The sequence below is a fragment of the Actinacidiphila epipremni genome (genome assembly GCF_012034175.1).
GTDB lineage: Bacteria > Actinomycetota > Actinomycetes > Streptomycetales > Streptomycetaceae > Actinacidiphila > Actinacidiphila epipremni.
The window spans coordinates 52,858-77,608 of sequence record NZ_JAATEJ010000005.1; the positions used below are offsets into that span (position 1 = coordinate 52,858).

Below are 24,751 nucleotides of genomic sequence, written 5' to 3' on the forward strand. Positions count from 1 at the left end.
CCGGCCGTTCCTCCGCGGCCCGCCCTCTTCGCCGGCCGAACCGGGGGGCACCTGTGCTTCGTCTCGTTCCGCGCCGCCGGCCCAGACCGCCGCGCACGCTCGTCCTGTCCACCGCGGGCGCGATGGTCGCCGGTACGCTGGCCGCCGGGCTGGTGTCCCTGGCCGGCACCGCCCAGGCCGACCCGATCGGCGACTGCACGGCGACGACCGGCGCGGTCGTCGCGGTCGACTTCGGGCACTGGGACGGCCCGGTCGTCCGCGGCTGCGACGCCCACCCGACCACCGGCATGAACCTGCTGCACAACGCCGGGTTCACCACCACCGGCACGGTCCACGACGGCCCCGGCTTCATCTGCCGCATCGGCAACGGCGACTTCGACGGCGGCACGCAGTACCCCACCGACGCGGACGAGAAGTGCGTGCTCACTCCCCCGGCGAGCGCCTACTGGTCCTACTGGATCGCCCCCGCCGGCCAGGACACCTGGACCTACAGCCCGCTCGGCGCGCTCAGCGACCACCCGGCCGACGGCGAGGTCGAGGCGTGGGTCTTCGGCCCCACCGACGTGGGCGGCAGCACCGGCGGCCCCTCGTTCACCCCGGCCTCGGTGCGCGCCACCGGCGGGACCACCCCGCCGACCACACCGCCCACCACTGCCCCGACCACCCCGCCCGCCCGGACCGCGGACGTCGCGGCGGCGGCGGCCTGGCTCACGAGCCAACTCACCGACGGCGACCACGTCTTCGACGGCTTCGGCACCGACTTCAACGCCACCGCCGGCACCGCGCTCGCACTGGCCGCGGCCGGCGGCGGCCACGACGACACGCTGCGGGCGATCGACGCGTACCTCACCGCGCACGCCGACGACTACCTGCTCCCCGACGGCCCGGCGTCCGTGCCCGCCCCGGGCGCCGCGGCGAACCTGGCGCTGCTGACCGAGGTCCTCGGCGGCGACCCGGCCGAGGTCGGCGGGCACGACCTGCTCGCCGACCTGACCGGCCATGTCTGCACGGCGGCCGGGAGCCTCGGCAACTGCACCGCCGCCGGCGACTTCTACGGCGCGTTCTCGCCCGGCACCCAGGCCCTGGCCCTGCTCGCCCTGGCCCGCGGCGGCGTGACACCGCCCGACGCGGCGGTCGCGCGGCTGACCGGCATGCAGTGCGCCGACGGCGGCTTCTCCGGCTCGATGCTCTCGCCCGGCGAGACCTGCACCTCCGACCCCGGCACGACCGCCGACGCGGTCCTCGCCCTCAGCCACCTGCCCGGCACCGGCGCCGCCGTGGGCAAGGCCGCCGCCTACCTGGTCGAGCAGCAGTCCGCGGACGGCGGCTACCTGCCGTACGAGGGCGCGTCCTCCGGCGACACCGGGACGACCGCGTGGGCGGCCCAGGCGCTCGCCGCGGCGGGCAAGACCGACCAGGCCACCTGGGCGCGCAGCTGGCTCGCGGCCCGGCAGACCGCGACGGGCGGTTTCGCCCCCGACGGATCGGGCGGCACCGACGGCGACCTGTACGCCTCGACGGCCGCGACCGTGGCCGCCGCCGGCACCGACCTGGGCAGCCTCAGCCACCCGCTGACGCCCACCACTCCGCCGACCACGCCTCCGACCACGCCCCCGACCACCCCGCCGACGACGCCGCCCACCAGCCCCTCGACCGGCCCGACCTCCCCGGCAGCCGCATCGCCCGACCTGGCCAAGGCGGTCGCCTTCCTCATCGACGGCGACAACCTGGAGGACGGCCACTACTACGAGTCCACGCCCGGCTCCGAACGCACCGGCTTCGCGGACTTCGGCCTCACCATCGACGGCGTGTTCGCCCTCGCGGCCACCGGCGGCGCGGACGACACGCTCGCCGGCATGACCGACTTCCTCCAGCACGGCAAGGACGGCGCCGGCCGCGGCATCGACGACTGGACGCTGATCGGCACCGCCTACGCCCAGGGCGGCTCGCTCGCCAAGGAGGCCGTCGCGGCCGAGGCCACCGGCAAGGACCCGCGGGCCTTCGGCGGCCACGACCTGATCGCCGCGCTGGACGGCACGGTCTGCGCCAAGGCCGACACCTCGGGCGGCTGCGCCGCCAAGGACAACTACGCCTACGCCACGTCGGTGTTCTCGCAGTCCCTCGGTGTCATCGCCCAGCTGCGGGCGGGCGACTCCGCGCACGCGGCCGGCCCGGTCGCGTACCTGGAGAGCCTCCAGGACCCCGACGGCGCCTTCCCCAGCCTGATCCCCTCCGCGGGCGACCAGGACATCGACAGCACGGCGATGGCGATGATGGCCCTCGACCTGGCGCCCGGTGACGCCGCCGCGAAGGCCGTGGCCAAGGCCGCCGCGTGGATCGCCGGCAAGCAGCTCGCCGACGGCGGCTTCCACGGCACCGCGGGGGACTCGGTCAACACCGCCGCCCTGGCGATCCAGGGCCTGAGCCTGGACGCCGCCACGTACGCGCCGCAGATCACCAAGGCCCGCGCCTTCCTCGCCGGGCAGCAGAACGCCGACGGCGGGTTCAAGGTCGCCGCCGACAGCGACCAGGCGAAGTCCGACGTCCGCGCCTCCACGCAGGCCACCGGCGGCACCGTCGGCACCTCCTTCGGCACGCTGCTGCGCGACACGCAGGACCAGAAGGCCGCCGCGGCCGGCGCCGCCTACCTCGTCAAGCAGCTCGGCGGCACCGACCACCTGTCCAGTAGCTACGGCCCGGACTACGGCCTGACCGCCGACCTCGCCTTCGCGCTGGCCGCCATCGGCGGCCAGGACGACGCGCTGACGAAGGTCACCGCCTACCTCGCGGCCCATGTCGCGGACTACGCGGACCCGGCCGGCGCCTCCGCCTACCCGGGCCCCTACAGCGGCTCCGCCGCCAAACTCGCCCTGCTCGCCGAGGTCATGGGCCAGGACCCGCACCACTTCGGCGGCTTCGACCTGCTCACCACCCTCACCGGGCATGTGTGCACCGGTGCCGCGGACGACGGGAGCTGCACCGCGGCCGGCGACTTCGGCCAGGCGTACTCCACCGTCTCGCAGGCCCTCGGCGTGCTCGCCCTGACCCGCGGCGGCGTCGAGCCGCCGGCGGCCACCGTCACGCGCCTGCTGCAACTGCAGTGCGCCGACGGCGGGTTCTCCTCCACGCTGATCGCCGCCGGCGCCGACTGCGCCTCCGACGTCGACACCACCGGCTACGCCCTCCAGGCGCTGACCCTGGTGCCCGGGCAGGCCGGCGCCGTCGGGAAGGCCCGCGGCTACCTGGTCAAGGCCCAGCAGAAGAGCGGCGGCTACCAGGGCGCGGCGGGCGTCAGCAGCAACTCCACGGCGCTGGCCGTCCAGGCGCTGCTGGCCACCGACAAGATCCGGCCCGTCCAGGCGACCGAGGGCCAGAAGTTCCTGCGGACGGTGCAGAACGGCGACGGGGGCTTCCGGATCACCGACGCGGCCGGGGACTCCGACCTGCGGTCCTCCACGCAGGCCGTGCCCGCCCTGGCCGGCACGCCGCTGACCTCCCTCACCCACGCGCTCGCGCCGATCACCGCGGCGCCTGGCAGCGGGTCCTCCGGCGGCTCGACGGGCGGGTCCGGCGGGTCCGGCGGAGGCGGCACCTCGGGCGGCACCGGCTCCGGGGGCGGCGGCGCGCTGGCCGCCACCGGCACCGATGTGCTCCTGGCCGCGTGCCTGGCGCTGCTGCTCGCCGTCTCCGGCACGGTCCTGGTCGCCACCCGGCGCACCGGCGCCCGCGGCAGCGGGGGCCACCGGTGATCCGCGGCTCCCTGCGGCGCACGGCCGCGTGCCTGGCCGCCGTGTGGGCGCTGGTCCTGGCCGCCGTGGCGGCGGGGGCCTCGCCCGCGGCGGCCGGCCCGCTGCCCATCGGCCAGTGCACGACCAGCTCCGGGGTCGTCCTCGCCGTCGACTTCAGCCACTGGGGCGGCCCGCTGCTGCGCTCCTGCGGCACCACGCCCACCACCGGCTACACCCTGCTCAACCAGGGGGGTTGGCAGACCACCGGCACCCAGCACGACGGCCCGGCCTTCATCTGCCGGATCGGCTACGCCGGCTACCAGGGCGGCAAGCAGTATCCGACGCCCAAGGACGAGGCGTGCGTGCTCACCCCGCCGGCCACCGCGTACTGGTCGTACTGGCACGCCGACCCGGGCCAGAACACGTGGAGCTACAGCCAGTTGGGGGCCATGAGCTACCACCCCAAGCCGGGCAGCGTCGACCTGTGGATCTTCGGGGCGACGAACATCGCCGGCACCCAGGGGCGGCCCACCTTCTCCCCCGACACCGTCCGCGCCCACAACACCACTCCGGTGGGCGGCGGTTCGGGGTCCGGCGGCTCCGGATCGGCGTCGGGCGGCAGCGGCGGCGCCAAGCCCCCGGCGCAGGGCGGTTCCGGCGGGAGGTCGGCGCCGCCGGCCAAGGGTGCGAGCACGTCCCCGCCGTCCGCGTCCCCGCACCCGTCGGGCACCCCGTCCCCGACGGCCACGCCCTGCATGACGGCGACGCCCCCGTCCCCGACCCGGACGCCGACCCCGACCCGCACGGCAACGGCAACAGCAACGCCCACCCCGACCCCGACCCCGACCCGCACGCCCACGGCAACAGCAACGCCCACCCCGACCCCCACCGCGTCGCCGTGCCCGGCGCCGGCCACCCCGGCACCGTCTGGCCCGACCCCCTCGGGAACCGCCTCCGCGCCCGTCACCCAGGACGCCGAACCCACGGCCGCCGTCGGCCACTCGTCCGGTTCGGTCCTGCCGGTCGCGATCACCGCGGTGGTGGTCGCCGCCATCGCCACGGCCGTCGCCGTACGGATCCGGCAGCGGCGCCGGGACGCGCAGTGACGGTGCCCGCCGCGCCGTCCGCGCCCGGCGGGCGACGACCCGCCGGGCCGCGGAAGCCCGAGACCGCCGCCCCCGCCCGCACCGGGCAGGGGCGGCGGCTGCCGCGCACCCTGCACCCCGTCGCCTGGTGGATCTGGGCGCTGAGCCTGGCCACCGCGGTCAGCCGCACCACCAACCCGCTGCTGCTCGGCCTCGTCCTCGCCGTCCTCGCGCTGGTGGTCACCGAGCGCCGCACCGACGCCCCCTGGGCGAAGGGCTTCACCTACTACCTGTGGCTCGCCCTGGGCGTGATCGCGATCCGCGTCGTCTTCCGCTGCGTGTTCGCCACCGGCATCACGCCCGCCGACCACATCATGTTCTCGCTGCCCCACATCCCCACCCCGCACTGGTACGCGGGGATCCAGCTGGGCGGCCCGGTCTCCCTGGAGGCCACCTTGTCCGCCGCGATCGACGGACTGCGGCTGGCCTGCCTCCTGTGCTGCATCGGCGCCGCCAACACCCTCGCCAACCCCAAGCGGGCGCTGCGGGTGCTGCCGGGCGCGCTGTACGAACTCGGCGTCGCCGTCACGGTGTCGATGAGCGTCGCGCCCCAACTCGTCGAGAGCGTGCAGCGGGTGGCCAGGGCGCGGCGCCTGCGCGCCGACCGCGCCCGCGGGATGCGGGCCCTGCGCAGCATCCTCATCCCGGTCCTGGAGGACGCCCTCGAACGCTCGCTGTACCTGGCCGCCGCCATGGACTCGCGCGGCTACGGCCGCTCCGGCACCGCCACCCGCGGCGCCCGCCGCACCACCGCGGCCCTGATGCTGGCCGGGATGCTCGGCCTGTGCACCGGCGTGTACGGCCTCCTCGACGGTACGACGCCGCGCGCCCTGGGCCTGCCCGCCATGCTCGGCGGCGCGCTGCTGTGCTGCGCGGGCCTGGCGGTCGGGGGCCGCCGGGTGCGCCGCACCAGTTACCGCCCCGACCCCTGGCGGGCGCCCGAGTGGGCCGTGGCGCTGTGCGGCTGCGCGACTGCCGCGGTGCTGTTCCTGACCGTCGGCTACAGCGCCGCCGACCTCAACCCGAGCCTGTACCCGCTGCGTTGGCCGTCGCTGCCCTGGCTGCCCGCGGTCGCGGTCCTGCTGGCGGGAACGGCCGCGTTCACCGCGCCGCCGCCGGCCCGCACCGGGGGCCCGGCAGCCGCCGGCGGCCCGCAGGCGGGCACGACCACCGACACCCCGAGCGAGGCCCTGCTGTGATCCGCTTCGACCAGGTCAGCGTCTGCTACGACGGGACGGACCGGCCGGTCCTGCGGGATGTGGACCTGACCGTCGAGGAGGGCGAGTTGTGCCTCGTCGTCGGTCGCACCGGAGCCGGCAAGTCCACCCTGCTCGGCACGATCAACGGCCTGGTGCCGCACTTCACCGGCGGCACCCTGGCCGGCCGCGTCACCGTCGACGGCCGGGACACCGCCCTGCACCCGCCGCGCGAACTCGCCGACGTGGTGGGCGTGGTGGGCCAGGACCCGCTGGCCGGCTTCGTCACCGACACCGTCGAGGAGGAACTTGCCTACGCCATGGAGCAGTTGGCGATTCCGCCCGATGTCATGCGCAAGCGCGTCGAGGAGACCTTGGACCTGCTGGGCCTGGCCGATTTGCGGCACCGCGCGCTCAGCGAGCTGTCCGGCGGCCAGCAGCAGCGCGTCGCCATCGGTTCGGTCCTCACCGCCCACCCCCGCGTCCTCGTCCTCGACGAGCCGACCTCGGCTCTCGACCCGACGGCCGCCGAGGAGGTGCTGGCCGCCGTGACCCGGCTGGTCCACGACCTCGGGGTGACCGTCGTGCTGGCCGAGCACCGCCTGGAACGCGTGGTGCAGTACGCCGACCGCGTCGTCCACCTCACCGGTGACGGCACCGTCACCGACGCGCTGCCCGCCGACGCCTTCCGTACCGCGTCGGTCGCACCGCCGGTCGTCGACCTCGGGCGGCTGGCCGGCTGGGACCCGCTGCCGCTGTCGGTACGGGACGCCCGGCGGGCGGCCGTGCCCTTGCGCAAGCGGCTGGAGGGCCGGCCGGCGCCGCCGGCCCGGGCCGGGGGCGCGGCGGCGGGCCCGCTGCTGTCGGCCCGCGGTGTCGTCGTCCGCTACGGGGACGTCGTCGCCGTCCGCGAGGTCTCGCTCGATCTGCGGGCCGGCGAGGTGACCGCGCTGATGGGCCGCAACGGCTCCGGCAAGTCCTCGCTGCTGTGGGCGCTGCACGGCGCCGGGCCCCGCCAGGCCGGGACCGTGCGGTTCACCGACGACGGCGCCGCCCCCGGCGCGGCGCCCGCCGAGCGGGCACCGGCGCCGCTGCGCGGCCGGCCGGGGCGGCTGCTGCGCGGGCACCGCGCCGAGGCCGACGTCGGGCGACGCCGTATCGGGCTGGTCCCGCAGACCCCCACCGACCTGCTCTACCTGGAGACCGTGGGCGCCGAACTGGCGCAGGCCCGGCGGGAGTCGGACGGCCGCCCGGGCCTGGACCCGCGCGGGCTGCTCGACCGCTTCGCCCCCGGCATCCCGGACGGGGTCCACCCCCGCGACCTGTCCGAGGGCCAGAAGCTCTCCCTCGTGCTGGCCATCCAGCTCACGTCGGCGCCCTCCGTCGTGCTCCTCGACGAGCCGACCCGCGGGCTGGACTACCAGGCCAAGCAGCAGCTCATCCGGATCATCGACGACCTGGCCGCCGAGGGCCGCAGCGTGGTGATCTCGACCCACGACGTCGAGTTCGTCGCCGCCGGCGCCGACCGGGTGGTCGTCATGGCCGAGGGGGACGTGGTGGCGGACGGGCCGACCGCCGGCGTCATCGTCGCCTCACCGTCCTTCGCGCCGCAGACCGCCAAGATCCTGGCACCGCTGCCGTACCTGACCGTGGCGCAGGTCGCCGACGCCCTCGCCGCCGCCGGGAGCGCACGATGAGCGCCGCGGTTCCCGGGCGCGGGCCGCGGCGGGCCACCGCGGTGCGGATGCACGCCGTGGCCGTCACCACGGTGGCCCTGGCGGCGTTCATCGGACTGGTCGCCTTCTTCTGGCCGTTCGTCGTGGCCCCCGGCCACTTCGGCTCCGCCTACGCCCCGCCGCTCATCTTCGGGGTCCTGCTGCTGCTCGTCCTCGCCGTGGTGTTCGCGCAGATCGCGGACGGCGGCATCGACGCCAAGGCGCTGGCCATGCTCGGCGTCCTGTCCGCGGTCAACGCCGCCCTGCGCCCGCTGGGCGCCGGGACCGCGGGCATCGAGACCGTCTTCTTCGTCCTGGTCCTGGCCGGCCGGGTCTTCGGGCCGGGATTCGGCTTCACCCTCGGCTGCACGTCCCTGTTCGCCTCGGCGCTGCTCACCGGCGGCGTGGGGCCGTGGATGCCGTACCAGATGTTCGGCTGCGCGTTCGTCGGCATGCTCGCCGGGCTGCTCCCCCGGGCCCGCGGGAAGGCCGAGATCCTGCTGCTCGCCGGGTACGGGTCGGTCTCCGGCTACCTCTTCGGCTTCCTGCTCAACCTGTCCTTCTGGCCCTTCTCGACCGACCCGGGCAGCTCCATCGCGTATCTGCCGGGCCTGCCCTTCACCGAGCAGTGGCACCGCTATCTGGCGTTCGACGTGGCCACCTCGCTGGGCTGGGACACCGGCCGCGCCGTCACGAACTTCGTGGCGATCCTGCTCGCCGGCCCGGCCGCCCTCACCACCTTCCGCCGCGCGGCACGCCGCGCCAACTTCACCGGTCCGGTGCGGTTCACGGCACCCGCGGCCAGGCCGGAGCCGCCCTCCGCGTCCGGTACGCCCTGAGAACTGCCGCGGGGCGGAGCGCCGGGGGAGGCGCGGGCTGCGGGCCTCCCCCGGCGGCCGGTTCAGGAGCCCGGCAGTTCCGCGCGCACCGTACGGGCGGCGGTGACCAGGTTCTCCAGCGAGGCGCGGGTCTCGGGCCAGCCGCGGGTCTTCAGCCCGCAGTCGGGGTTGACCCACAGCCGCTCGGCGGGGATCGCGGCGAGACCGGCGCGCAGCAGCTGTGCTGCTTCCTCGGCGTCGGGGACGCGCGGCGAGTGGATGTCGTAGACGCCCGGTCCCGCCTCGCGCGGGTAGCCGTGCGCGGCGAGCTCGCGTGCCACCTGCATACGGGAGCGGGCCGCCTCCAGGCTGATGACGTCGGCGTCGAGGTCGTCGATGGCCTGGACGATGTCGCCGAACTCGGCATAGCACATGTGGGTGTGGATCTGGGTGCCGGGCCGCACCCCGGCGGTGGTGAGCCGGAACGCCTCGGTGGCCCACGCCAGGTACGCCGGGCGGTCGGCGGCGCGCAGCGGCAGCGTCTCGCGCAGCGCCGGCTCGTCGACCTGGATGACGGACGTGCCGGCGGCCTCCAGGTCGGCGACCTCGTCGCGCAGGGCGAGGGCGACCTGCCGGGCGGTCTCGCCGAGCGGCTGGTCGTCGCGCACGAAGGACCAGGCCAGCATCGTCACCGGGCCGGTCAGCATGCCCTTGACCGGCCGGTCGGTGAGCGACTGGGCGTAGGACGTCCAGCGCACGGTCATCGGCGCGGGGCGGGAGATGTCGCCGGCGAGGATCGGCGGGCGTACGTACCGGGTGCCGTAGGACTGCACCCAGCCGTGCTGCGTGGCGAAGTAGCCGGTGAGCTGCTCGGCGAAGTACTGGACCATGTCGTTGCGCTCGGGCTCGCCGTGGACGAGGACGTCCAGGCCGGTCTTCTCCTGGAAGGCGATGACCTCGCCGATCTCGGCCTTGATGCGCTCCTCGTATCCGGCCCGGTCGATCCGGCCGGCCCGCAGGTCGGCGCGCGCGGTGCGCAGCTCGGTGGTCTGCGGGAAGGAGCCGATCGTGGTGGTGGGCAGCAGCGGCAGCTCCAGGTGCGCGCGCTGGGCGGCGGCCCGTTCGGCGTAGGGCAGGGAGCGGCGGGCGTCGGCGGCGGTGACGGCGGCGGCCCGGTCGCGGACCGCGGGGTCGCGGGTGACGGGCGAGGCGGCGCGGTCGGCCAGGTCGGCGCGGTTGGCGGCGATCCGGTCGGCGATGGCCTCGGTGCCTTCGCTGAGCCCGCGGGCCAGGGTGGCGATCTCGGCGGTCTTCTGCCGGGCGAAGGCCAGCCAGCGCAGTACCTGCGGGTCGAGGTCCGTCTCGGCGGCGGTGTCCAGCGGGACGTGCAGCAGCGAGCAGGAGGCGGCGACGTCGACCTGTCCGGCCAGGCCCAGCAGGGTGCCCAGGGTGGCCAGCGACTTCTCCAGGTCGTTGATCCAGATGTTGCGGCCGTCGACGACGCCGGCGACCAGCCGCTTGCCCGGCAGCCCGCCCACGGCCGCCAGGTCGTCGAGGTTGGCCGCCGCGGCGCCGGTGAAGTCCAGTGCCAGTCCCTCGACCGGCGCCTTGGCCAGCACCGGGAGGGCTTCGCCGAGCCGGTCGAAGTAGGAGGCGACCAGCAGCTTGGGCCGGTCGGTCAGGGCGCCGAGGAAGCGGTAGGCGCGGTCGGCCGCGTCGAGTTCGCCGCGGGTGCGGTCCTGGACCAGGGCGGGCTCGTCGAGCTGCACCCACGCGGCGCCGGCCGCCCGCAGGTCGGCGAGCACGTCGGCGTAGACCGGCAGCAGCCGGTCCAGCAGGCTCAGCGGCTCGAAGTCCGCGGGCGCGCCGGGGGCGCCCTTGGCCAGCAGGAGGTACGTGACGGGGCCGACGAGCACCGGGCGCGGGGTGTGGCCGAGCGCGAGGGCTTCGCGCACCTCGGCGACCTGCTTGGTGGAGTCGGCGGTGAAGGCGGTGCCGGGGCCGAGCTCGGGGACGAGGTAGTGGTAGTTGGTGTCGAACCACTTGGTCATCTCCAGCGGCGCGACGTCCTGCGTGCCGCGGGCCATGGCGAAGTAGCCGGCCAGGGCGTCGCCGACGACGGCCTGGCGGTGGCGCTCGGGGACGGCGCCGACCATGACGCTGGTGTCCAGGACGTGGTCGTAGTACGAGAAGTCGCCGGTCGGCACTTCGTGGATGCCGGCGTCGGCGAGTTGCCGCCAGTTGTCCCGGCGCAGGGCGGCTGCCGCCGTGCGGAGCCCGTCGGCGCCGACACGGCCCTTCCAGTAGCCCTCGATGGCCTTCTTCAGTTCCCGGTTCGGGCCCTGGCGGGGGTACCCGTACACGGTGGCCCGTGCTGCCGCGGCTGCGGGCTTGGTTGTCACGGAGATCTCCTTCACGAGATGGATCCCTGAGGTCCCGGGGACGGGCCGGGGGCGTGAAGGTGACGAACCGTGCGGACCGGGGACGCCCGCGAGGGGAACGTCCGTCCGCCGATGCACGCCGACCCGCCCACGAGGTCACCGGAACGTCCGTGCGCGAGTGGTCGCGTACGGGCAACGGGCAGGTCTTCGGACTCGTGGGCGCTCTGCCGTGGGGGCAGTTTCCTACTGGCCGTCGCTTCCCAGGTCCGCGGCCCGGACCCAGTGCGTATGACGGCGGTCGTTCCCACTCACCGCTGCGGGGCAGTCCCGGATTCCCACCGGGTTCCCTCTTACGACGCGCCTGCCTGGCGGGCAGGGCGAACCAGCTGCACCTCCCAGCTTAGAGCCCCGGGCAGCGGGCGGCTGCCGTTGTCCACATCCCGGAGCGTGGCCCTGCGCCATCCGGGTCGACGGGCGGCCGTGGCCGGCCTTCCGCCTCAGCGCTGCGGGTGCCCGGCCAGCGGGCCGGCCTCCGCCGCGGTGACCGGTTCCGGCGGCCGATGGCCGTGCAGGACGTGCGCCAGCACCTCCGTGCCCCGCACGACCCGGGGGCCCGGCCGGTTGAAGTAGGCCGGGCCGTCCAGCACCCACACCCGCCCGGAACGTACCGCCGGCAGGTCCGCCCAGCCCGGCAGCGCGGTGAGCAGGTCGGCTTCCCGCCGGGTCCGCTCGGGCGGGAAGCCGCACGGCAGGACCAGCAGGACGTCGGGCGCGGACGCGCGGACCGCCGCCCACTGCACCGGCGCGGTGTGCTCGCCCGGCGCGGCCAGGAGCGGCTCCCCGCCGGCCGCCGTGATCTGCTCGGGCACCCAGTGGCCGGCCGGCCACAGCGGGTCGAGCCATTCGATCGCCGCCACCCGGGGCCGTTCCCGGCCGGCGACCGCGCCGCGTACGGCGTCCAGCCGCTCCCGCAGCGCGGCCCTGCGCTCGCGCGCCGCCTCCGGTACGCCGAGCAGGTCGCCGACGGTGACCAGGCAGTCCAGCACGTCGTCCAGCGTGCGCGGTTCCAGGCTGAGCACCCGGGTGCCGGCGTCCAGCAGCCGCACGGTGCGGCTGACCCGCTCGTAGGAGACGGCGCACACCGCGCAGAGATCCTGGGTGAGCACGACGTCCGGCCGCAGGGCGGCCAGCGCCCCGGTGTCGAGGGTGTAGAGCGACGACCCGGAGTGGGCGGCGCCGCCGACGGCGTCGGAGATCTCCCGGCTGCTGAGCCGGTCCTGGTCAATGTCGGCGCCGGTCACGACCGGGACGCCGGCCACCTCCTGCGGCGGCCAGTCGCACTCGTGGGTGCGCCCGACCAGGCTGCCGGCCAGCCCGAGTTCGGCCACGATGTCGGTCGCCGCGGGCAGCAGGGAGACGATGCGCATGCCGGGACCCTACGCCGTGCCACCCGGCCGCCGGTGCCTCAGGCCCGCTGCCTCAGGCCCGCTGCGTCACGTCGAGCGCGGCGCGGACGATGCTGCCGGCATCGATCCCGTGGTGGCGGTAGACGTCGTCGAGCGCGCCGGACTGGCCGAAGGCGGTGACGCCCAGCGTGCGGAGCGGCACGCCGTGGACGGTGCCGAGGAAGGCCAGGGTGTGCGGATGGCCGTCGAGGACGGTGACCAGCGGGTTGGCGCGGGACGCCGGGAGGGCGTCGTCGAGGATCCAGTTCGGGGCGTCGCCGTGCCCGGCGCGCGACCGCACGGCGCGGAAGAGGAGTCCTGGACTGGTCACGCACAGCACGTCGGCCGCGATCCCGATGCCCTCCAGCCGGTCGGCCGCCGCCAGCGCCTCGGGCACCACGGCGCCCATGGCGGCCAGCGTGACCTGCGGCTTCTCGCGGCGCAGCAGCGGGTACGCGCCGGCGACGGCCTGGCGGCGACGGCGCTCGCGCGCGGCGGGGTCGGCCGGCACCCGGGCCAGGGTCTGGTCGACCGGGCGGGTGGACAGCCGCAGGTAGGCCGAGCCGCCGTCCGGCTTGCCGAGGCCGGCGAGCGCCGCCAGCAGCGTCCATTCGACGTCGATGGCGAAGGCCGGCTCCCAGGAGGTGCAGCCGGGCTGCTCCAGGCCGAGCGAGGGCGTCGTGACGGACTGGTGGGCGCCGCCCTCGGGTGCGAGGGTGACGCCGGAGGGGGTGCCGACCAGGACGGACTGGCCGCCGGCGTAGATGCCGAACGTCCAGGGTTCCAGGGCGCGGTGGACGAAGGGGTCGTAGAGCACGCCGATCGGCAGCAGCGGGTGGCCCCAGCGGCTCCAGGTCGCGCCGAGCTCGCCGAGCAGGCCGACGAGGTTGGTCTCCGCGATGCCCAGCTCGATGTGCCGGCCGGTGGGGTGCTCGCGCCAGTGCAGCAGCGTCTCGGCGTCGTCGGCGAACCAGTCGACGCGCTCGGCCGGCGACCACACGCCGACCTTGTTGACCCAGCCGCCCAGGTTGGTGGAGGAGCTGACGTCCGGGCTGACGGTCACCACCCGGGCGGCGGCTGCGGGTGCGGCGCGGGTGAGGTCCAGCAGGGTGCGGCCGAGGGCTGCCTGCGTGGTCGCGGTGCCGGTGGGGGTGCGGCCGAGGTCGGCGGGCAGCGGCGGGGGCGGGGTGAGCTGCACGGGTGGGCGGCGCAGCCGGTCCGCGGCGGCGGCGCACAGCACGCCCGGCGCCGACCGGGGGTCGAAGCCCTCCCACGGGCGGTCGGGGTCGGCGCCCACCCGCGCGGCGAGCTCGCGGACCTGCGCGTCGGTGAGCAGGGTGGAGTGGTTCTGCGGATGGCCCTGCGTCGGCAGCCGGTGGCCTTTGACGGTGTACGCGAAGATCACCGTGGGGCGGTGGTCCTCGACGGCGGCCAGGGCCGCGTCCAGCGCCGCCAGGTCGTGCCCGGCCAGGTTGCGGACCGCCTCGGTCAGCAGGGTGTCGTCCACCCCGGCGACGAGCGCGGCGATACGTGCGGCGTCCGGCCCGGTGCCGGGGAGCCGGCCGCGTATCCCGTCCGCGGTGCAGCGCAGCAGCCGCTGGTATTCGGCGTTGGGCATGGCGTCGAGGCGGGTGCGCAGCGCGTCGCCGCCCGGCCGGGTGAACAGCTCCTCCAGCAGGGAGCCGTACTTGAGCGTCAGCACCTGCCAGCCGGCCGCGGCGAACATGCCCTGCACCCGGTCGGCGGCGGTGTGCGGGACGACGCGGTCCAGCGACTGGCGGTTGAGGTCGACGATCCACACCAGCTCGCCCAGGTGCGCGACCTGGGGGTCCAGGGCCGCCTCCCACACCGCGCCCTCGTCGAGTTCGGCGTCGCCGACCAGGGCGTACTGGCGGCCGGCGAAGCCTCCGTCCGGGCGGGGGCCGTCGGCGTAGCGACGGGCGAGGGCGCCCCAGATCGTGGCGGTCGCGCCGATGCCGACCGATCCGGTCGAGTAGTCGACCGGGTCGGGGTCCTTGGCGCGGCTGGGGTAGCTCTGCAGCCCGCCGAAGGCCCGCAGCGTCGTCAGGTGGGCGGCGTCGAGTGCGCCGAGCAGGTAGTTGAGGGCGTGCAGGACGGGTGAGGCGTGCGGCTTGACCGAGACCCGGTCCTGCGGGCGCAGGTGCCGCAGCCACAGCGCCGTCATGATCGAGACCATGGACGCGGAGGACGCCTGGTGGCCGCCGACCTTCAGGCCGGTCGGGTTGGGGCGGACCCGGTTGGCGTGGTGGACGATCGCGGTGGACAGCCACAGCACCCGGTCCTCGACGGCCCGTAAGGCGTCGAGGTCGGGCCGGGCGGCGAACGGCCCGGCGGCGGACGGGGCGGGGGCGGACGGGGCAGGGGCGGACGGGGCAGGGGCGGACGGGGCAGGGGCGCCGGGTGCGGGGCGCGGCGGGTGCTCGGGGGCCGGTGCGTTCATGGTCCGGGTCTCCTCAGGCAGGGTCGTGGTACGGGTGGGTACGGGTGGGAGGGACAGCGGCGCGGGCCCCGGGAGCGGCTGTTGCGTCCGAGGACACCATCGCGTCAGGATGTGCACAAGATCCCCTGCCGAGATTGCGCAATCTGCGCAACTCGCGTGCCCCGCCTCCCTCGGAAGGTGCGCACTGTGCCCAAGCCGGAGCAGGTCGACCCCACGGACGCCCGGTTGCTGCTCGCGCTCGCCGACCGGCCGCGCGCCACGACGGTCGCGCTGGCCGAGCAGGCCGGGCTGAGCCGCAACACGGTGCACGCGCGGCTGGCGGCGTTCGAGCGGACCGGCGTGCTGGGGACCTTCGAGCGGTGCATGGACCCGGCGGCGCTCGGGTATCCCCTGACCGCCTTCCTGACCGCGCAGGTGCGCCAGCGCCACCTCGACGCGATCGCCGAGGCGCTGGCCGCGGTCCCCGAGGTGCTCCAGGTCCACGGGCTGTCCGGCGAGGGCGACCTGCTGGTGCACGTGGTGGCCTCCGACGCCGACGACCTCTACCGGATCGCCGGCCGGATCCTCGGCATCCCGGGCGTGGAGCGCACCACCACGGCCCTGGTCATGCGGCAGCTCGTCGCCTTCCGGCTCGGCCCTCTCCTGCACAGGGCCGCCGAGGGGTGAGTGCCGGATAGGGGTCCCGGGCGGTGCCTAGGGGTTATCCGAGCAGTCGCCCGCCGGGTATACATGGGACGGTAAGCGCCTGCGACGCGGGGAAGCCGGTGGAATTCCGGCGCGGTCCCGCCACTGTGACCGGACGTGTGGTCCGGAAGTCAGATTGCCGCCCGCGGGTGTCACGACGAGGCCCACGAGGATGGAGCTGACGCGTCATGGGGATCCCCCACGCCTTCCGGCACGGCCCGGCCCGTCCCGTACGCCCGCGCGCGTCCTGGGAGTGTCCCGTCCGGCGGTAGCCGCCCAGGACGAAGCCCACCGGAAGCCGGACCGACCGGCAGGTGCCCGCCGCGCGGGGACCGCGGTCCCGTCCTGCCCGCTGCCACCGGTGCGGCCACGACCGCGGAAAGCGGCCACGACTGCGGACAGCCGTCATGCGCGCCTGAGCGCCCTCGACATCCCGTACACAAAACCCGGTCACCGGACGGGAAGGGAACCCCCATGTCCCCCATGCGCACCATGCCTGCCGGAACGCCGCTCGGCGACGCGTTCCACCTCTACGACACCACGTTGCGCGACGGCGCGCAGCGCGAGGGCATCTCCTACTCCGTCGCCGAGAAGCTGGCGGTGGCGAGGACGCTGGACGCGCTCGGCGTCGGCTTCGTCGAAGGCGGCTGGCCGGGCGCGCTCCCCAAGGACACCGCCTTCTTCGCGCGCGCGGCGGCCGAACTCGACCTGCGGCACGCGGTGCTGGTGGCCTTCGGCAGCACCCGCAAGCCCGGCCGCCGGGCCGCGGACGACCCGCAGGTGCGCGCCCTGCTCGACTCGCGGGCCCCGGTCGTCACGCTGGTCGCCAAGTCCGACCGGCGGCACATCGAGCGCGCCCTGCGGACGGACGCGGCGGAGAACTGCGCGATGGTGCGGGACACCGTCGGCTTCCTGGTCGGCGAGGGCCGCCGGGTCTTCCTCGACGCCGAGCACTTCTTCGACGGCTACGCGGCCGATCCGGACACCGCGCTGCGGGTGCTGGACGCGGCGGTCGGGGCGGGCGCGGACGTGGCGGTGCTGTGCGACACCAACGGCGGCCAACTGCCCGGCAGGTTCGGGGAGATCGTCGCCGAGGTGATCGCGCGCACCGGTTTCCGGGTCGGTGTCCACTGCCAGGACGACACCGGCTGCGCGGTCGCCAACACCGTCGCCGGCGTCGAGGCGGGGGCCACGCACGTGCAGTGCACGGCCAACGGCTACGGGGAACGGGCCGGGAACGCCGACCTGTTCACCGTGGCGGGGAACCTGTCGGTCAAGCTCGGCATGCCGGTCCTCCCGCCGGCACGGCTCCAGGACCTCACCCGGACCGCGCGGTCGCTCGCCGACAGCGCCCATCTGCCGCTGGACCGGCATCGCCCGTACGTCGGCGGGGCGGTCTTCGCGCACAAGGCCGGTCTGCACGCCAGCGCCGTCAAGGTCGACCCGCTGCTCTACAACCACGTCGACCCGGCACGCGTGGGCAACGACACGCGCGTCATCGTCAGCGAGATGGCCGGCCGGGCGAGCGTGGAGCTCAAGTGCCTCGAACTCGGCCTGGACATCCCCGAGCCGGCGGCGCTGGCGCGTGCGGTGGCCCGGGTGAAGGAGCTGGAGGCGGCGGGCTGGTCCTTCGAGTCCGCCGACGCCTCCCTGGAGCTGCTGCTGCGCGAGGAGTTCTCGGCCGACGCCGCCGACAACGACGCCGACGACGACACCGACGGCGCCGGCCGGGCAGCCGGCGCCGGGAGCCGCGGGGAGCCGTTCGTGCCCGTCGGCTACCACGTCGTGGAGCGCCATGAGCCCGGCGCGGCGGTGTGCGAGGCGACGGTGCGGCTGCGGATCCCGGACGTGCGGGACACCGCGGTCTGGGCGACCGCCCCGAACCCGCCCAGCGCGGCGGAGGCCGCGGCGACGGCCGCCGGGCCCGGCCCGGTCGAGGCGCTCGACGCGGCACTGCGCCGGGCGCTGTCGCCGCTGCTGCCCTGGACGGCCGAGACGTTCCTGACCGGTGTGGCCGTCCGCGTCCTGGACGGCGGCCCGGGACGCGCCGCGCTGACCCGGGTGCATGTCACCTCCCGGGACGCGGAGGGCGAGTGGACCACCGTGGGCGTCCATACCGGCCTCGCCGCCGCCGGCATGCACGCCCTGCGTGACGCCTTCGCCTACAAGGCGCTGCGCGCCCGGCGGCAGCGCCGGCCCGCGTCCTCCCTGTCGGCCGCCGACGCCTCGTGACCGGCCGGCCCGCCGCTCAGGAGGCGGCGGGCACCGGTCGCTGGCCGGGCCCGTCGTAGTGGGCCAGCGGGCGGATCAGCGCGTTGTGGCCGAGTTGCTCGGTGATGTGGGCGGTCCAGCCGGTGACGCGGCTCATCACGAACAGCGGGGTGAAGGTGGGCACGTCGAAGCCCATGAGGTGGTAGGCCAGGCCCGCCGGGTAGTCGAGGTTGGGGTGGATGCCCTTGCGGGTGGCCATGGCGTCCCGCAGCGCGGTGTGCAGGGCGGCCAGCCGCGCGGTGGCGGGGTCGGTGGAGCGGGCCACGAGCCGGTCGGTGGCCTCCTGCATGAGCGGTACGCGCGAGTCGCCGTGCTTGTAGACGCGGTGGCCGAAGCCCATGATCTTGCGCTTCGCGGCGAACGCCTCGTCCAGCCACGGCCCGACCCGCTCGGGCGCGCCGATCTCGCCGAGCATGTGCATCACGGCCTCGTTGGCGCCGCCGTGCAGGGGGCCCTTGAGGGCGCCGATCGCGGCGGTCACCGCGCTGTAGAGGTCGGCGAGGGTGGAGGTGACGACACGGGCGGTGAACGTCGAGGCGTTGAAGCTGTGCTCGGCGTACAGCACGAGGGAGATCTCGAAGCAGCGCACGACCTCCGCGTCGGGGACCTCGCCGAAGCACATGTGGAAGAAGTTCTCGGCGTAGCCGAGGGACGGGTCCGGCTGGATCGGCGCGAGGCCGTGCCGCCTGCGGTGGTCGGCGGCGACCACGGTGGGCAGCTTCGCCAGCAGCGCGAGGGACTTGGCGCGGTTGGCGGCCGGGCTGCCGTCGTCCTCGGCCGGGTCCTCGGCGCCGAAGAAGCTGACCGCGGTGCGCAGGACGTCCATCGGGTGGCAGGTCCGCGGGAGCCGGGCCAGGACCTCGGCCGTCGTGCGGTCCAGCGGGCGCAGCGCCCGCTCGCGGGCCTGGAAGGCGCTCAGTTCGGCGGGGCCGGGCAGGTCGCCGTACCACAGCAGGTGGGCGACTTCCTCGAAGGAGCGGCGCCCGGCGAGGTCCTGCACCGGATAGCCGCGGTAGGTCAGGGAGTTGGTCTCCTGGATGACGGTGGAGATGGCGGTGGTGTCGACGACGACACCGGTCAGGCCGCGGTGGATGTCCGGTGCGGCCGGGGAGGTGGTGGTCACGGCTCCTCCAGGGGGAGTTCGGCCGGGCGGTGTCAGGCGCCGGGCGGGAGGGTGAAGTCGAGGACGGCGGAGTCGAAGGCCGTGTAGTCGGCGTAGCCGAGGACTTCGTACAGGCGGGAGCGGGTCTGCATGCGCGGCAGCAGCGATGCCTGGGTGCCTTCGGCGGCGAGTGTGCGCAGGCCGTCCTCGACGGCCCCGTTGGCGAGCCGGAACAGCGTCACCGGGTAGAGGGCGATGTTGTAGCCGAGGTCTTCCAGGGTGGCGGCGGACAGCAGCGGGCTCTTGCCGAACTCGGTCATGTTCGCCAGCAGCGGCACGTCGAGGGCGGCCCGGAAGGCCGCGAACTCCCGCTCGTCGGCGAGCGCTTCGGGGAAGACGGCGTCCGCGCCGGCGTCGACGTACGCCTTGGCCCGGTCGATCGCCGCGTCGAGTCCTTCGACGCCGCGGGCGTCGGTGCGGGCCATCAGCAGGAAGCCGGTGTCGCGGCGGGCGTCGGCGGCGGCGCGGACGCGCTGGACCATCTCCTCGCGCGGCACCAGGGTCTTGCCGTCGAGGTGGCCGCAGCGCTTGACGCTCACCTGGTCCTCCAGGTGCAGTCCGGCGAGGCCCGCGTCCTCGAAGAGCTGTACGGTGCGGGCGGCGTTGACGGGCGCGCCGAAGCCGGTGTCGGCGTCGGCCAGGACGGGCAGGTCGGTCACCCGTGTCACCTGCTGGGCGCGGGCGGCGACCTCGGTCGAGGAGGTCAGGCCGATGTCGGGCAGGCACAGCTCGGCGGCCAGGACGGCGCCGGAGAGGTAGGCGGCCTCGAAGCCGTGCTCCTGGATCAGCCGCGCGGAGTACGGGTTGACCGCGCCGGGCATGCGCAGCAGCCGGCCCGAGGCGAGCAGCCGGCGCAGCTCGCGGCGGCGCTGCGCGGGCGTGGTGCGGGTGTGCAGCATCAGAGCAGTCCCTTCGGCAGCCGCTGGTCGTACGCGGCGACCGCAGCGGTGTCCACCGCGGGGAACAGCCCGGCAAGCTGCGGGCAGCCCAGTGCGGCGAGCCGGGCGGCGGTGTCGAGGAACGCGTCCTGGGCGTCCGGGGTGACGACGCCTTCGGCGAGGGTGCGGAATTTGGCGGTGTAGCCTGCCCGGTCGAAGGGGCGGGCCCCGGCGGGATGGGCGTCGGCGACGGCGAGCTCGTCCTCGATCACGGTGCCGTCGTCGAGGGTGACCACGGCCCGGCCGCCGAAGGCCCGGTGCCGCGGGTCGGGGTCGTGGTAGCGGCGGGTCCACTCGGGGTCCTCCACCGTGGAGATCTTCCGCCACAGCTGCACGGTCTCCGGCCGCCGGGCGCGCTCGGGCGCGTACGACCGCTCGTGGTGCCAGGTGCCGTCCTCCAGCGCGACGGCGAGGATGTACGGCACGGAGTGGTCCAGCGTCTCGCGGCTGGCGGCGGGGTCGTACTTCTGCGGGTCGCCGGAGCCGGAGCCGATGACGTGGTGGGTGTGGTGGCTGGTGTGCAGGACGATGTCGCGCACCGCGCCGAGCGGCCCGGTCTTCTCCCGCAGCCGGCGGGCGAGGTCGATGACCGCCTGCGCCTGGTACTCGGCCGAGTGCTCCTTGGTGTACGTGTCCAGGATGGCCCGCCTGGCCTCGCCCGGTCCGGGCAGCGACACCGTGTAGGCGGCGTCCGGGCCGTCCAGCATCCAGGCCAGGAATCCGTCCTCGCCCTCGTAGACCGGGGCGGGCGCGCCCTCGCCGCGCATCGCCCGGTCCACCGCCTCGACGGCGGCCTTGCCGGCGAAGGCGGGCGCGAACGCCTTCCAGCTGGAGATCTCGCCCTTGCGGGACTGCCGGGTCGCGGTCGTGGTGTGCACCGCCTGCCCGACGGCCTGGTGGACGGTCTCCACCGGCAGCCGCAGCATCGCCCCGAGGCCGCACGCGGTCGCGGCGCTCAGGTGCGCCACGTGGTCGATGCGGTGGGCGTGCAGGCAGATGCCCTTCACCAGCGCGACATGGATCTCGTACGCGGCGACGATGCCGCGCAGCAGGTCGGCGCCGGTGCGTCCGGTGTGCTGGGCCACGGCCAGCAGCGGCGGGATGTTGTCGCCGGGGTGGGAGTAGTCGGCGGCGAGGAAGGTGTCGTGGAAGTCCAGTTCGCGTACCGCCGTGCCGTTCGCCCACGCGGCCCACTCGGGTGACACCCGGGTGCCCGGCGGGGTGCCGAAGACGCGGGCGCCGGGGGTCGCGGTGTGCGGCAGGGCCTGGGCGCGGGCGACGGCGACCGGGCGGCGGCGCAGCGAGGCCGTGGCGACGGCGGCGTTGTCGATCACCCGGTTGACCGCCATGGCGACGGCCGCCGGGTCCAGGTCGGCGACGTCCTGGGTGCCGGTGGCGGCGACGGCGAGCTTCCAGGCCAGCTGCTCCGGCCGGGGCAGCCGGTCGGCGCTGGGGTGGACACGTACCTGGTGGTCGATCACGGGGCTCCTCGTGCTGCTCGGCGTCCGGCGCGCCGCCCGTTCCCGGGTGGTTTCACCGGCCTACGCAAGGGAGCATTCCCGTCCGGCGGGCGCGCGTCGACCGCTCCACGCTGCGGAATCCGTACCGGCAGGGCGTGCGAATCTGCGAATCCTGCGAATTTTGCGGATGATAGCTTCACAGCACGGCGGGGCGCGGTGGCCCCCCGGGGACGGCGGGAGGCAGCCATGGCGCGGAGCCCCGCGCGCAAGATCTACGCGCACGCCAAGCTGCGCAGGCTGCGGGCCGAGCGCGGGATGAACCAGGTGGAGCTGGCGCGGGCGCTGGGGATCTCCACCAGCTACCTCAACCAGATCGAGCACAGCCAGCGTCCCCTCACCGCGCCGGTGCTGCTGCGGATCGCCGAGGTGCTGGGCGTGGACGCGGAGTTCTTCTCCGAGGCGGAGGAGGAGCGGCTCACCACCGACCTGCGGGCGGCGCTCGGCGACGAGGCGAGCGGGGTGGGCGCAATGGGCGGGGCGGGCGTCGGCGCGGAGGAGGCCGCGGAGGTCGTGCGGGACCATCCGGAGGTGGCCCGGGCGCTGGTCGCGCTGCACCACCGCTACCGGGACGCCGCCGAGCAGGTGGCCGCGCTGGCCTCGGCCGAGGCGCCCGCCGCCGCGGTCAGCGCGCTGCCGCCGGGTGAGCCGCACGACGAGGTCCGCGACTTCTTCTACGCCCACCACAACCACTTCGGCGCCCTGGACGACGCCGCCGAGCGGGCCGCCGGAGCGTGGGGGACCGGGTCCGCGCGGGCCGCGGTGGAGGTGCTGCGCGGGCGGCTGGCCGAGGCGCACCGCGTCACCGTCGTCCAGGCGGCCCCCGAGCCCTCGGCCGACGCCCGGCGTTTCGACGCGGCGCACGGGCTGCTCTTCCTGTCGCCGTGGCTCACCGACGGGCAGCAGGCGTTCCAGCTGGCCACCCAGGTCGCGCTGCTCGAACACCGCCCGCTGCTGGACGCGCTGGTCGACGCGCCCGGTCTCACCTCGCCGCAGTCGGCGGACCTGGCCAGGATCGGGCTGGCGAACTACTTCGCCGGCGCGCTGCTGATGCCGTATACGGCCTTCCGCGCCGCCGCCGAGGAGTACCGCTACGACGTGGAGCTGCTCCAGGCCCGCTTCGGCGTCGGCTTCGAGACCGTCTGCCACCGGCTCAGCACGCTGCAGCGCGCCGGGCGGCGCGGGGTGCCGTTCTCCTTCCTGCGGGTGGACCGGGCCGGCAACGTCTCCAAGCGCCAGTCCGCGACCGACTTCCACTTCTCCCGGCTGGGCGGCACCTGCCCGCTGTGGACGGTGTACGCGGCGTTCTCCGCGCCGGGGCGCATACTTACCCAGGTCGCCGAAATGCCGGACGGCAAGCGCTACTTCTGGGTGGCCCGCACCGTCACCCGGGGCGGCGCCGGGCACCGCGCCCCGCGGGCGGAGTTCGCCGTCGCCCTGGGCTGCGAGCTGCGGCACGCCCACCGGCTCGTGTATGCCGAGGGCGTCGCGCTCGACGACCCGCGGGCCGCGACGCCGATCGGCCTGGGGTGTCGTATCTGCGAGCGCCGCGACTGCGCCCAGCGGGCCAGGCCCCCGGCCGGCGGCCTGCTGGCCGTCGACCCCGACCGCCGTACCTACGTGCCGTATCCGGTCAGGGGCGCCGGCGTCCGCTGAGCGCCGTATTTTGCCGTGGTCACGCCAGGGGCGGGGGCGGCGGACGGCGGGGCCGCCGCCCCTCGGCTGTACGGGTGTCAGCTCGTGTAGTGGAGGTAGAGCGTGTCGCCCAGGTGGACGGTGGTGGCGCGGGAGGCGGTGGTCGGCGGGCCGCCGTCGGTCGAGGACTTCCAGGTCGTGCTGCCGGAGTCGGCGGTGCCGTTGAGGGCGGTGACGGTGCCGGTGCCGCTCGGCGGGGTGACCGAGGTGACGCAGCCGGACGGGGTCGCGGAGGTGGCGGCGGCGTCCAGGACGGTGCCGAGCGTCGTGGTGGTGCCGGTCGCCGTGACGGGCACGGAGCAGACCTTGAGGGTGCCCGAGCCGTTGTCGACGACGAGGGCGAGCTTGCTGGTGGCGCCGCTGCTGAAGTCGGTGGTGGCGACCCAGGTGGGGGCGCCGGCGGTGACCGGGGTGGGCGGGGCGGCGGTGAAGCCGCCGCCGGCGACCGCGCGTATCGCGTCGATGGAGGAGTACGCGGACGGCGAGGTGTCCGTGGGCAGGTAGCGGAAGCCGCCGCCGGGGCTGAACTGCTGGGCGATCAGGAAGTCCACCGGTGTCTTGTGGGCGGTGGTGGTGAAGTCGGTGCCCTGCGGGTTGATGCCGCACGCGTTCAGGCCCGAGACCGCCCACCCGTTGGAGTCGGTGTTGGCGCCGAACATCGCGTTGAAGGCGCCGGTGGTGTTGACCAGCTTGCCCTTGAGGAAGTTCTTGCCCGCGACCACCGCGGGGTCGGTCGCGGGCACGCCGGCCGAGCACAGCGAGGCCAGCGCGGCGCCGGTCATGTCGATGTCGCTGGTGGCGGCGAGCTGGCCGGGGTTGCCGGCGGCCTGGGAGTAGTTCCAGCCGCCGTCGGTGTGCTCGTTGGCGCGGACGACGGACACCGACGCGTCGAGCAGCGCCTGCGGGACGCGCTGGGCGCCGGCCTGGGTGCGGGACCCGGCGAGGGCGAGCAGCGCGAAGACGGTGCCGTTGAAGTTGGCGGGCGGCCCGAAGTAGCCGGGTGAGGCGGTCTGCCAGTACGAGGCGATGTCGGCGAGGAGGTTGCGGCCGGTGCCGACGCGGGCCGGGTCGATACCGGCGGCGTAGGCGTTGAGGGCGCCGCGCTCGTAGTCGGTCACGACCGGCGCGGTCGACGGCCAGGCCGCGGTGGCCAGCAGGTTCCGGTAGGCGGTGCGGGCGTTCTTGGCCGGGTCGCCGCCCGGGTAGACGTCCACGGCGGCGGTGCCCGCGGCGGCGAAGGCGCTGAACGCCCACTCGTTGGACAGGCCCGACCCGGCGTAGGAGCCGTCGGCGGCCTGGAGCGTCTTCAGATAGCCGACACCGGCGTTCTTCGACGCGGTGATCTGCGCCGCGGTGGAGGTGGCGCCGGCCGGCGCCGCGGTGCTGAACAGCAGGGCGCCGGCGGACAGCGGCACGGCGAGGGCGACGAGGCGCCGGCGTGCGGTGCGTGCGTGACGGAACACGGGGTGGACCCTCCTGGGGATGAGGGCGCCGCGCAGCCCGGCCGCCGGGCGCCCGGTGGGCCCGGCGGTGCCGCGGCGGTCGGCGCCCGGACGCGTGGGTCGGGCTTCCGCTCGGACGGAGCCGCCGGCCGG

15 protein-coding genes and 2 riboswitches are annotated in these 24,751 nt (G+C 75.4%); of the genes, 8 read left to right on the forward strand and 7 right to left on the reverse strand.

Going from position 1 to position 24,751, the window contains the following annotated elements; all coding sequences use genetic code 11:
* Window positions 1-53 precede the first annotated feature (53 nt).
* The 5 genes from HCN08_RS08855 to HCN08_RS08875 are packed head-to-tail and all read left to right on the forward strand — an operon-like array spanning window position 54 to window position 8,623.
* Window positions 54-3,749 carry a prenyltransferase/squalene oxidase repeat-containing protein gene (locus HCN08_RS08855; RefSeq protein WP_167982385.1) on the forward strand — a complete coding sequence of 1,232 codons (3,696 nt, stop codon included), beginning with the start codon at window positions 54-56 and terminating at the stop codon, window positions 3,747-3,749.
* Entirely contained in the window at window positions 3,749-4,834 is a 1,086-nt protein-coding gene (locus HCN08_RS08860) for a hypothetical protein (RefSeq protein WP_167982579.1), read from the forward strand. The genes HCN08_RS08855 and HCN08_RS08860 overlap by 1 nt, the downstream gene beginning before the upstream one ends.
* 2 nt (window positions 4,835-4,836) lie before the next feature.
* Window positions 4,837-6,072, forward strand: a complete 1,236-nt coding sequence (locus HCN08_RS08865) for a CbiQ family ECF transporter T component (RefSeq protein WP_167982580.1) — start codon at window positions 4,837-4,839, stop codon at window positions 6,070-6,072.
* Entirely contained in the window at window positions 6,069-7,766 is a 1,698-nt protein-coding gene (locus tag HCN08_RS08870) for an ABC transporter ATP-binding protein (RefSeq protein ID WP_167982386.1), read from the forward strand. The genes HCN08_RS08865 and HCN08_RS08870 overlap by 4 nt, the downstream gene beginning before the upstream one ends.
* Window positions 7,767-7,813: 47 nt before the next feature.
* A complete protein-coding gene (locus HCN08_RS08875) occupies window positions 7,814-8,623 on the forward strand; it encodes an ECF transporter S component (protein ID WP_167982581.1) in 810 nt (269 codons plus the stop codon).
* A 62-nt stretch (window positions 8,624-8,685) separates the two neighbouring features.
* Here the strand turns inward: HCN08_RS08875 and metE are convergent, their stop codons facing one another.
* From metE to HCN08_RS08890, 3 genes are all read right to left on the reverse strand, one after another.
* A complete protein-coding gene (metE, locus tag HCN08_RS08880; RefSeq protein WP_167982387.1) occupies window positions 8,686-11,004 on the reverse strand; it encodes a 5-methyltetrahydropteroyltriglutamate--homocysteine S-methyltransferase in 2,319 nt (772 codons plus the stop codon).
* 160 nt (window positions 11,005-11,164) lie between these two features.
* Window positions 11,165-11,385: riboswitch (cobalamin riboswitch) on the reverse strand.
* Between the two features lie 95 nt (window positions 11,386-11,480).
* Window positions 11,481-12,410 (reverse strand): ABC transporter substrate-binding protein, encoded by a 930-nt coding sequence (locus HCN08_RS08885; protein WP_167982388.1) that lies wholly within the window; start codon window positions 12,408-12,410, stop codon window positions 11,481-11,483.
* A 52-nt stretch (window positions 12,411-12,462) separates the two neighbouring features.
* Complete coding sequence (locus HCN08_RS08890) at window positions 12,463-14,889, reverse strand: transketolase-like TK C-terminal-containing protein (protein WP_167982389.1); 2,427 nt, start codon at window positions 14,887-14,889, stop codon at window positions 12,463-12,465.
* A gap of 186 nt (window positions 14,890-15,075) precedes the next feature.
* Here HCN08_RS08890 and HCN08_RS08895 point away from each other — a divergent pair, with 186 nt between their 5' ends.
* Both HCN08_RS08895 and HCN08_RS08900 read left to right on the forward strand, forming a co-directional pair.
* On the forward strand, window positions 15,076-15,555 hold the full coding sequence (locus tag HCN08_RS08895) for an Lrp/AsnC family transcriptional regulator (RefSeq protein WP_167982390.1): 480 nt from the start codon (window positions 15,076-15,078) through the stop codon (window positions 15,553-15,555).
* Window positions 15,556-15,618: 63 nt separating this feature from the next.
* Window positions 15,619-15,764, forward strand: a riboswitch (adenosylcobalamin (AdoCbl) riboswitch).
* A 292-nt stretch (window positions 15,765-16,056) separates the two neighbouring features.
* Window positions 16,057-17,805, forward strand: a complete 1,749-nt coding sequence (locus HCN08_RS08900; RefSeq protein ID WP_240969922.1) for a homocitrate synthase/isopropylmalate synthase family protein — start codon at window positions 16,057-16,059, stop codon at window positions 17,803-17,805.
* 16 nt (window positions 17,806-17,821) lie between these two features.
* Here HCN08_RS08900 and HCN08_RS08905 read toward each other — a convergent pair whose 3' ends face one another.
* Genes HCN08_RS08905 through HCN08_RS08915 form a run of 3 tightly spaced genes read right to left on the reverse strand, consistent with a single transcriptional unit; the run spans window position 17,822 to window position 21,425 of the window.
* Window positions 17,822-18,967, reverse strand: a complete 1,146-nt coding sequence (locus HCN08_RS08905) for a bifunctional 2-methylcitrate synthase/citrate synthase (RefSeq protein ID WP_167982392.1) — start codon at window positions 18,965-18,967, stop codon at window positions 17,822-17,824.
* A 32-nt stretch (window positions 18,968-18,999) separates the two neighbouring features.
* On the reverse strand, window positions 19,000-19,905 hold the full coding sequence (gene prpB / locus HCN08_RS08910; RefSeq protein WP_167982393.1) for a methylisocitrate lyase: 906 nt from the start codon (window positions 19,903-19,905) through the stop codon (window positions 19,000-19,002).
* On the reverse strand, window positions 19,905-21,425 hold the full coding sequence (locus HCN08_RS08915) for an MmgE/PrpD family protein (RefSeq protein ID WP_167982394.1): 1,521 nt from the start codon (window positions 21,423-21,425) through the stop codon (window positions 19,905-19,907). The genes prpB and HCN08_RS08915 overlap by 1 nt, the downstream gene beginning before the upstream one ends.
* A 225-nt stretch (window positions 21,426-21,650) precedes the next feature.
* On the opposite strand from HCN08_RS08915, the gene HCN08_RS08920 reads away from it, so the two are divergent.
* Complete coding sequence (locus HCN08_RS08920) at window positions 21,651-23,117, forward strand: short-chain fatty acyl-CoA regulator family protein (protein WP_167982395.1); 1,467 nt, start codon at window positions 21,651-21,653, stop codon at window positions 23,115-23,117.
* Window positions 23,118-23,194: 77 nt separating this feature from the next.
* On the opposite strand, the gene HCN08_RS08925 is transcribed toward HCN08_RS08920, so the two are convergent.
* Window positions 23,195-24,640 carry a hypothetical protein gene (locus HCN08_RS08925; protein WP_407648721.1) on the reverse strand — a complete coding sequence of 482 codons (1,446 nt, stop codon included), beginning with the start codon at window positions 24,638-24,640 and terminating at the stop codon, window positions 23,195-23,197.
* Between the last annotated feature and the right edge of the window lie 111 nt (window positions 24,641-24,751).

Coding starts and splice junctions, on each gene's coding strand:
- HCN08_RS08875 (WP_167982581.1), top strand. CDS start 7,814: ATGCACGCCGTGGCCGTCACCACGGTGGCCCTGGCGGCGTTCATCGGA.
- HCN08_RS08885 (WP_167982388.1), bottom strand. CDS start 12,410: ATGCGCATCGTCTCCCTGCTGCCCGCGGCGACCGACATCGTGGCCGAA.
- HCN08_RS08890 (WP_167982389.1), bottom strand. CDS start 14,889: ATGAACGCACCGGCCCCCGAGCACCCGCCGCGCCCCGCACCCGGCGCC.
- HCN08_RS08900 (WP_240969922.1), top strand. CDS start 16,057: ATGCGCACCATGCCTGCCGGAACGCCGCTCGGCGACGCGTTCCACCTC.
- prpB (WP_167982393.1), bottom strand. CDS start 19,905: ATGCTGCACACCCGCACCACGCCCGCGCAGCGCCGCCGCGAGCTGCGC.
- HCN08_RS08920 (WP_167982395.1), top strand. CDS start 21,651: ATGGCGCGGAGCCCCGCGCGCAAGATCTACGCGCACGCCAAGCTGCGC.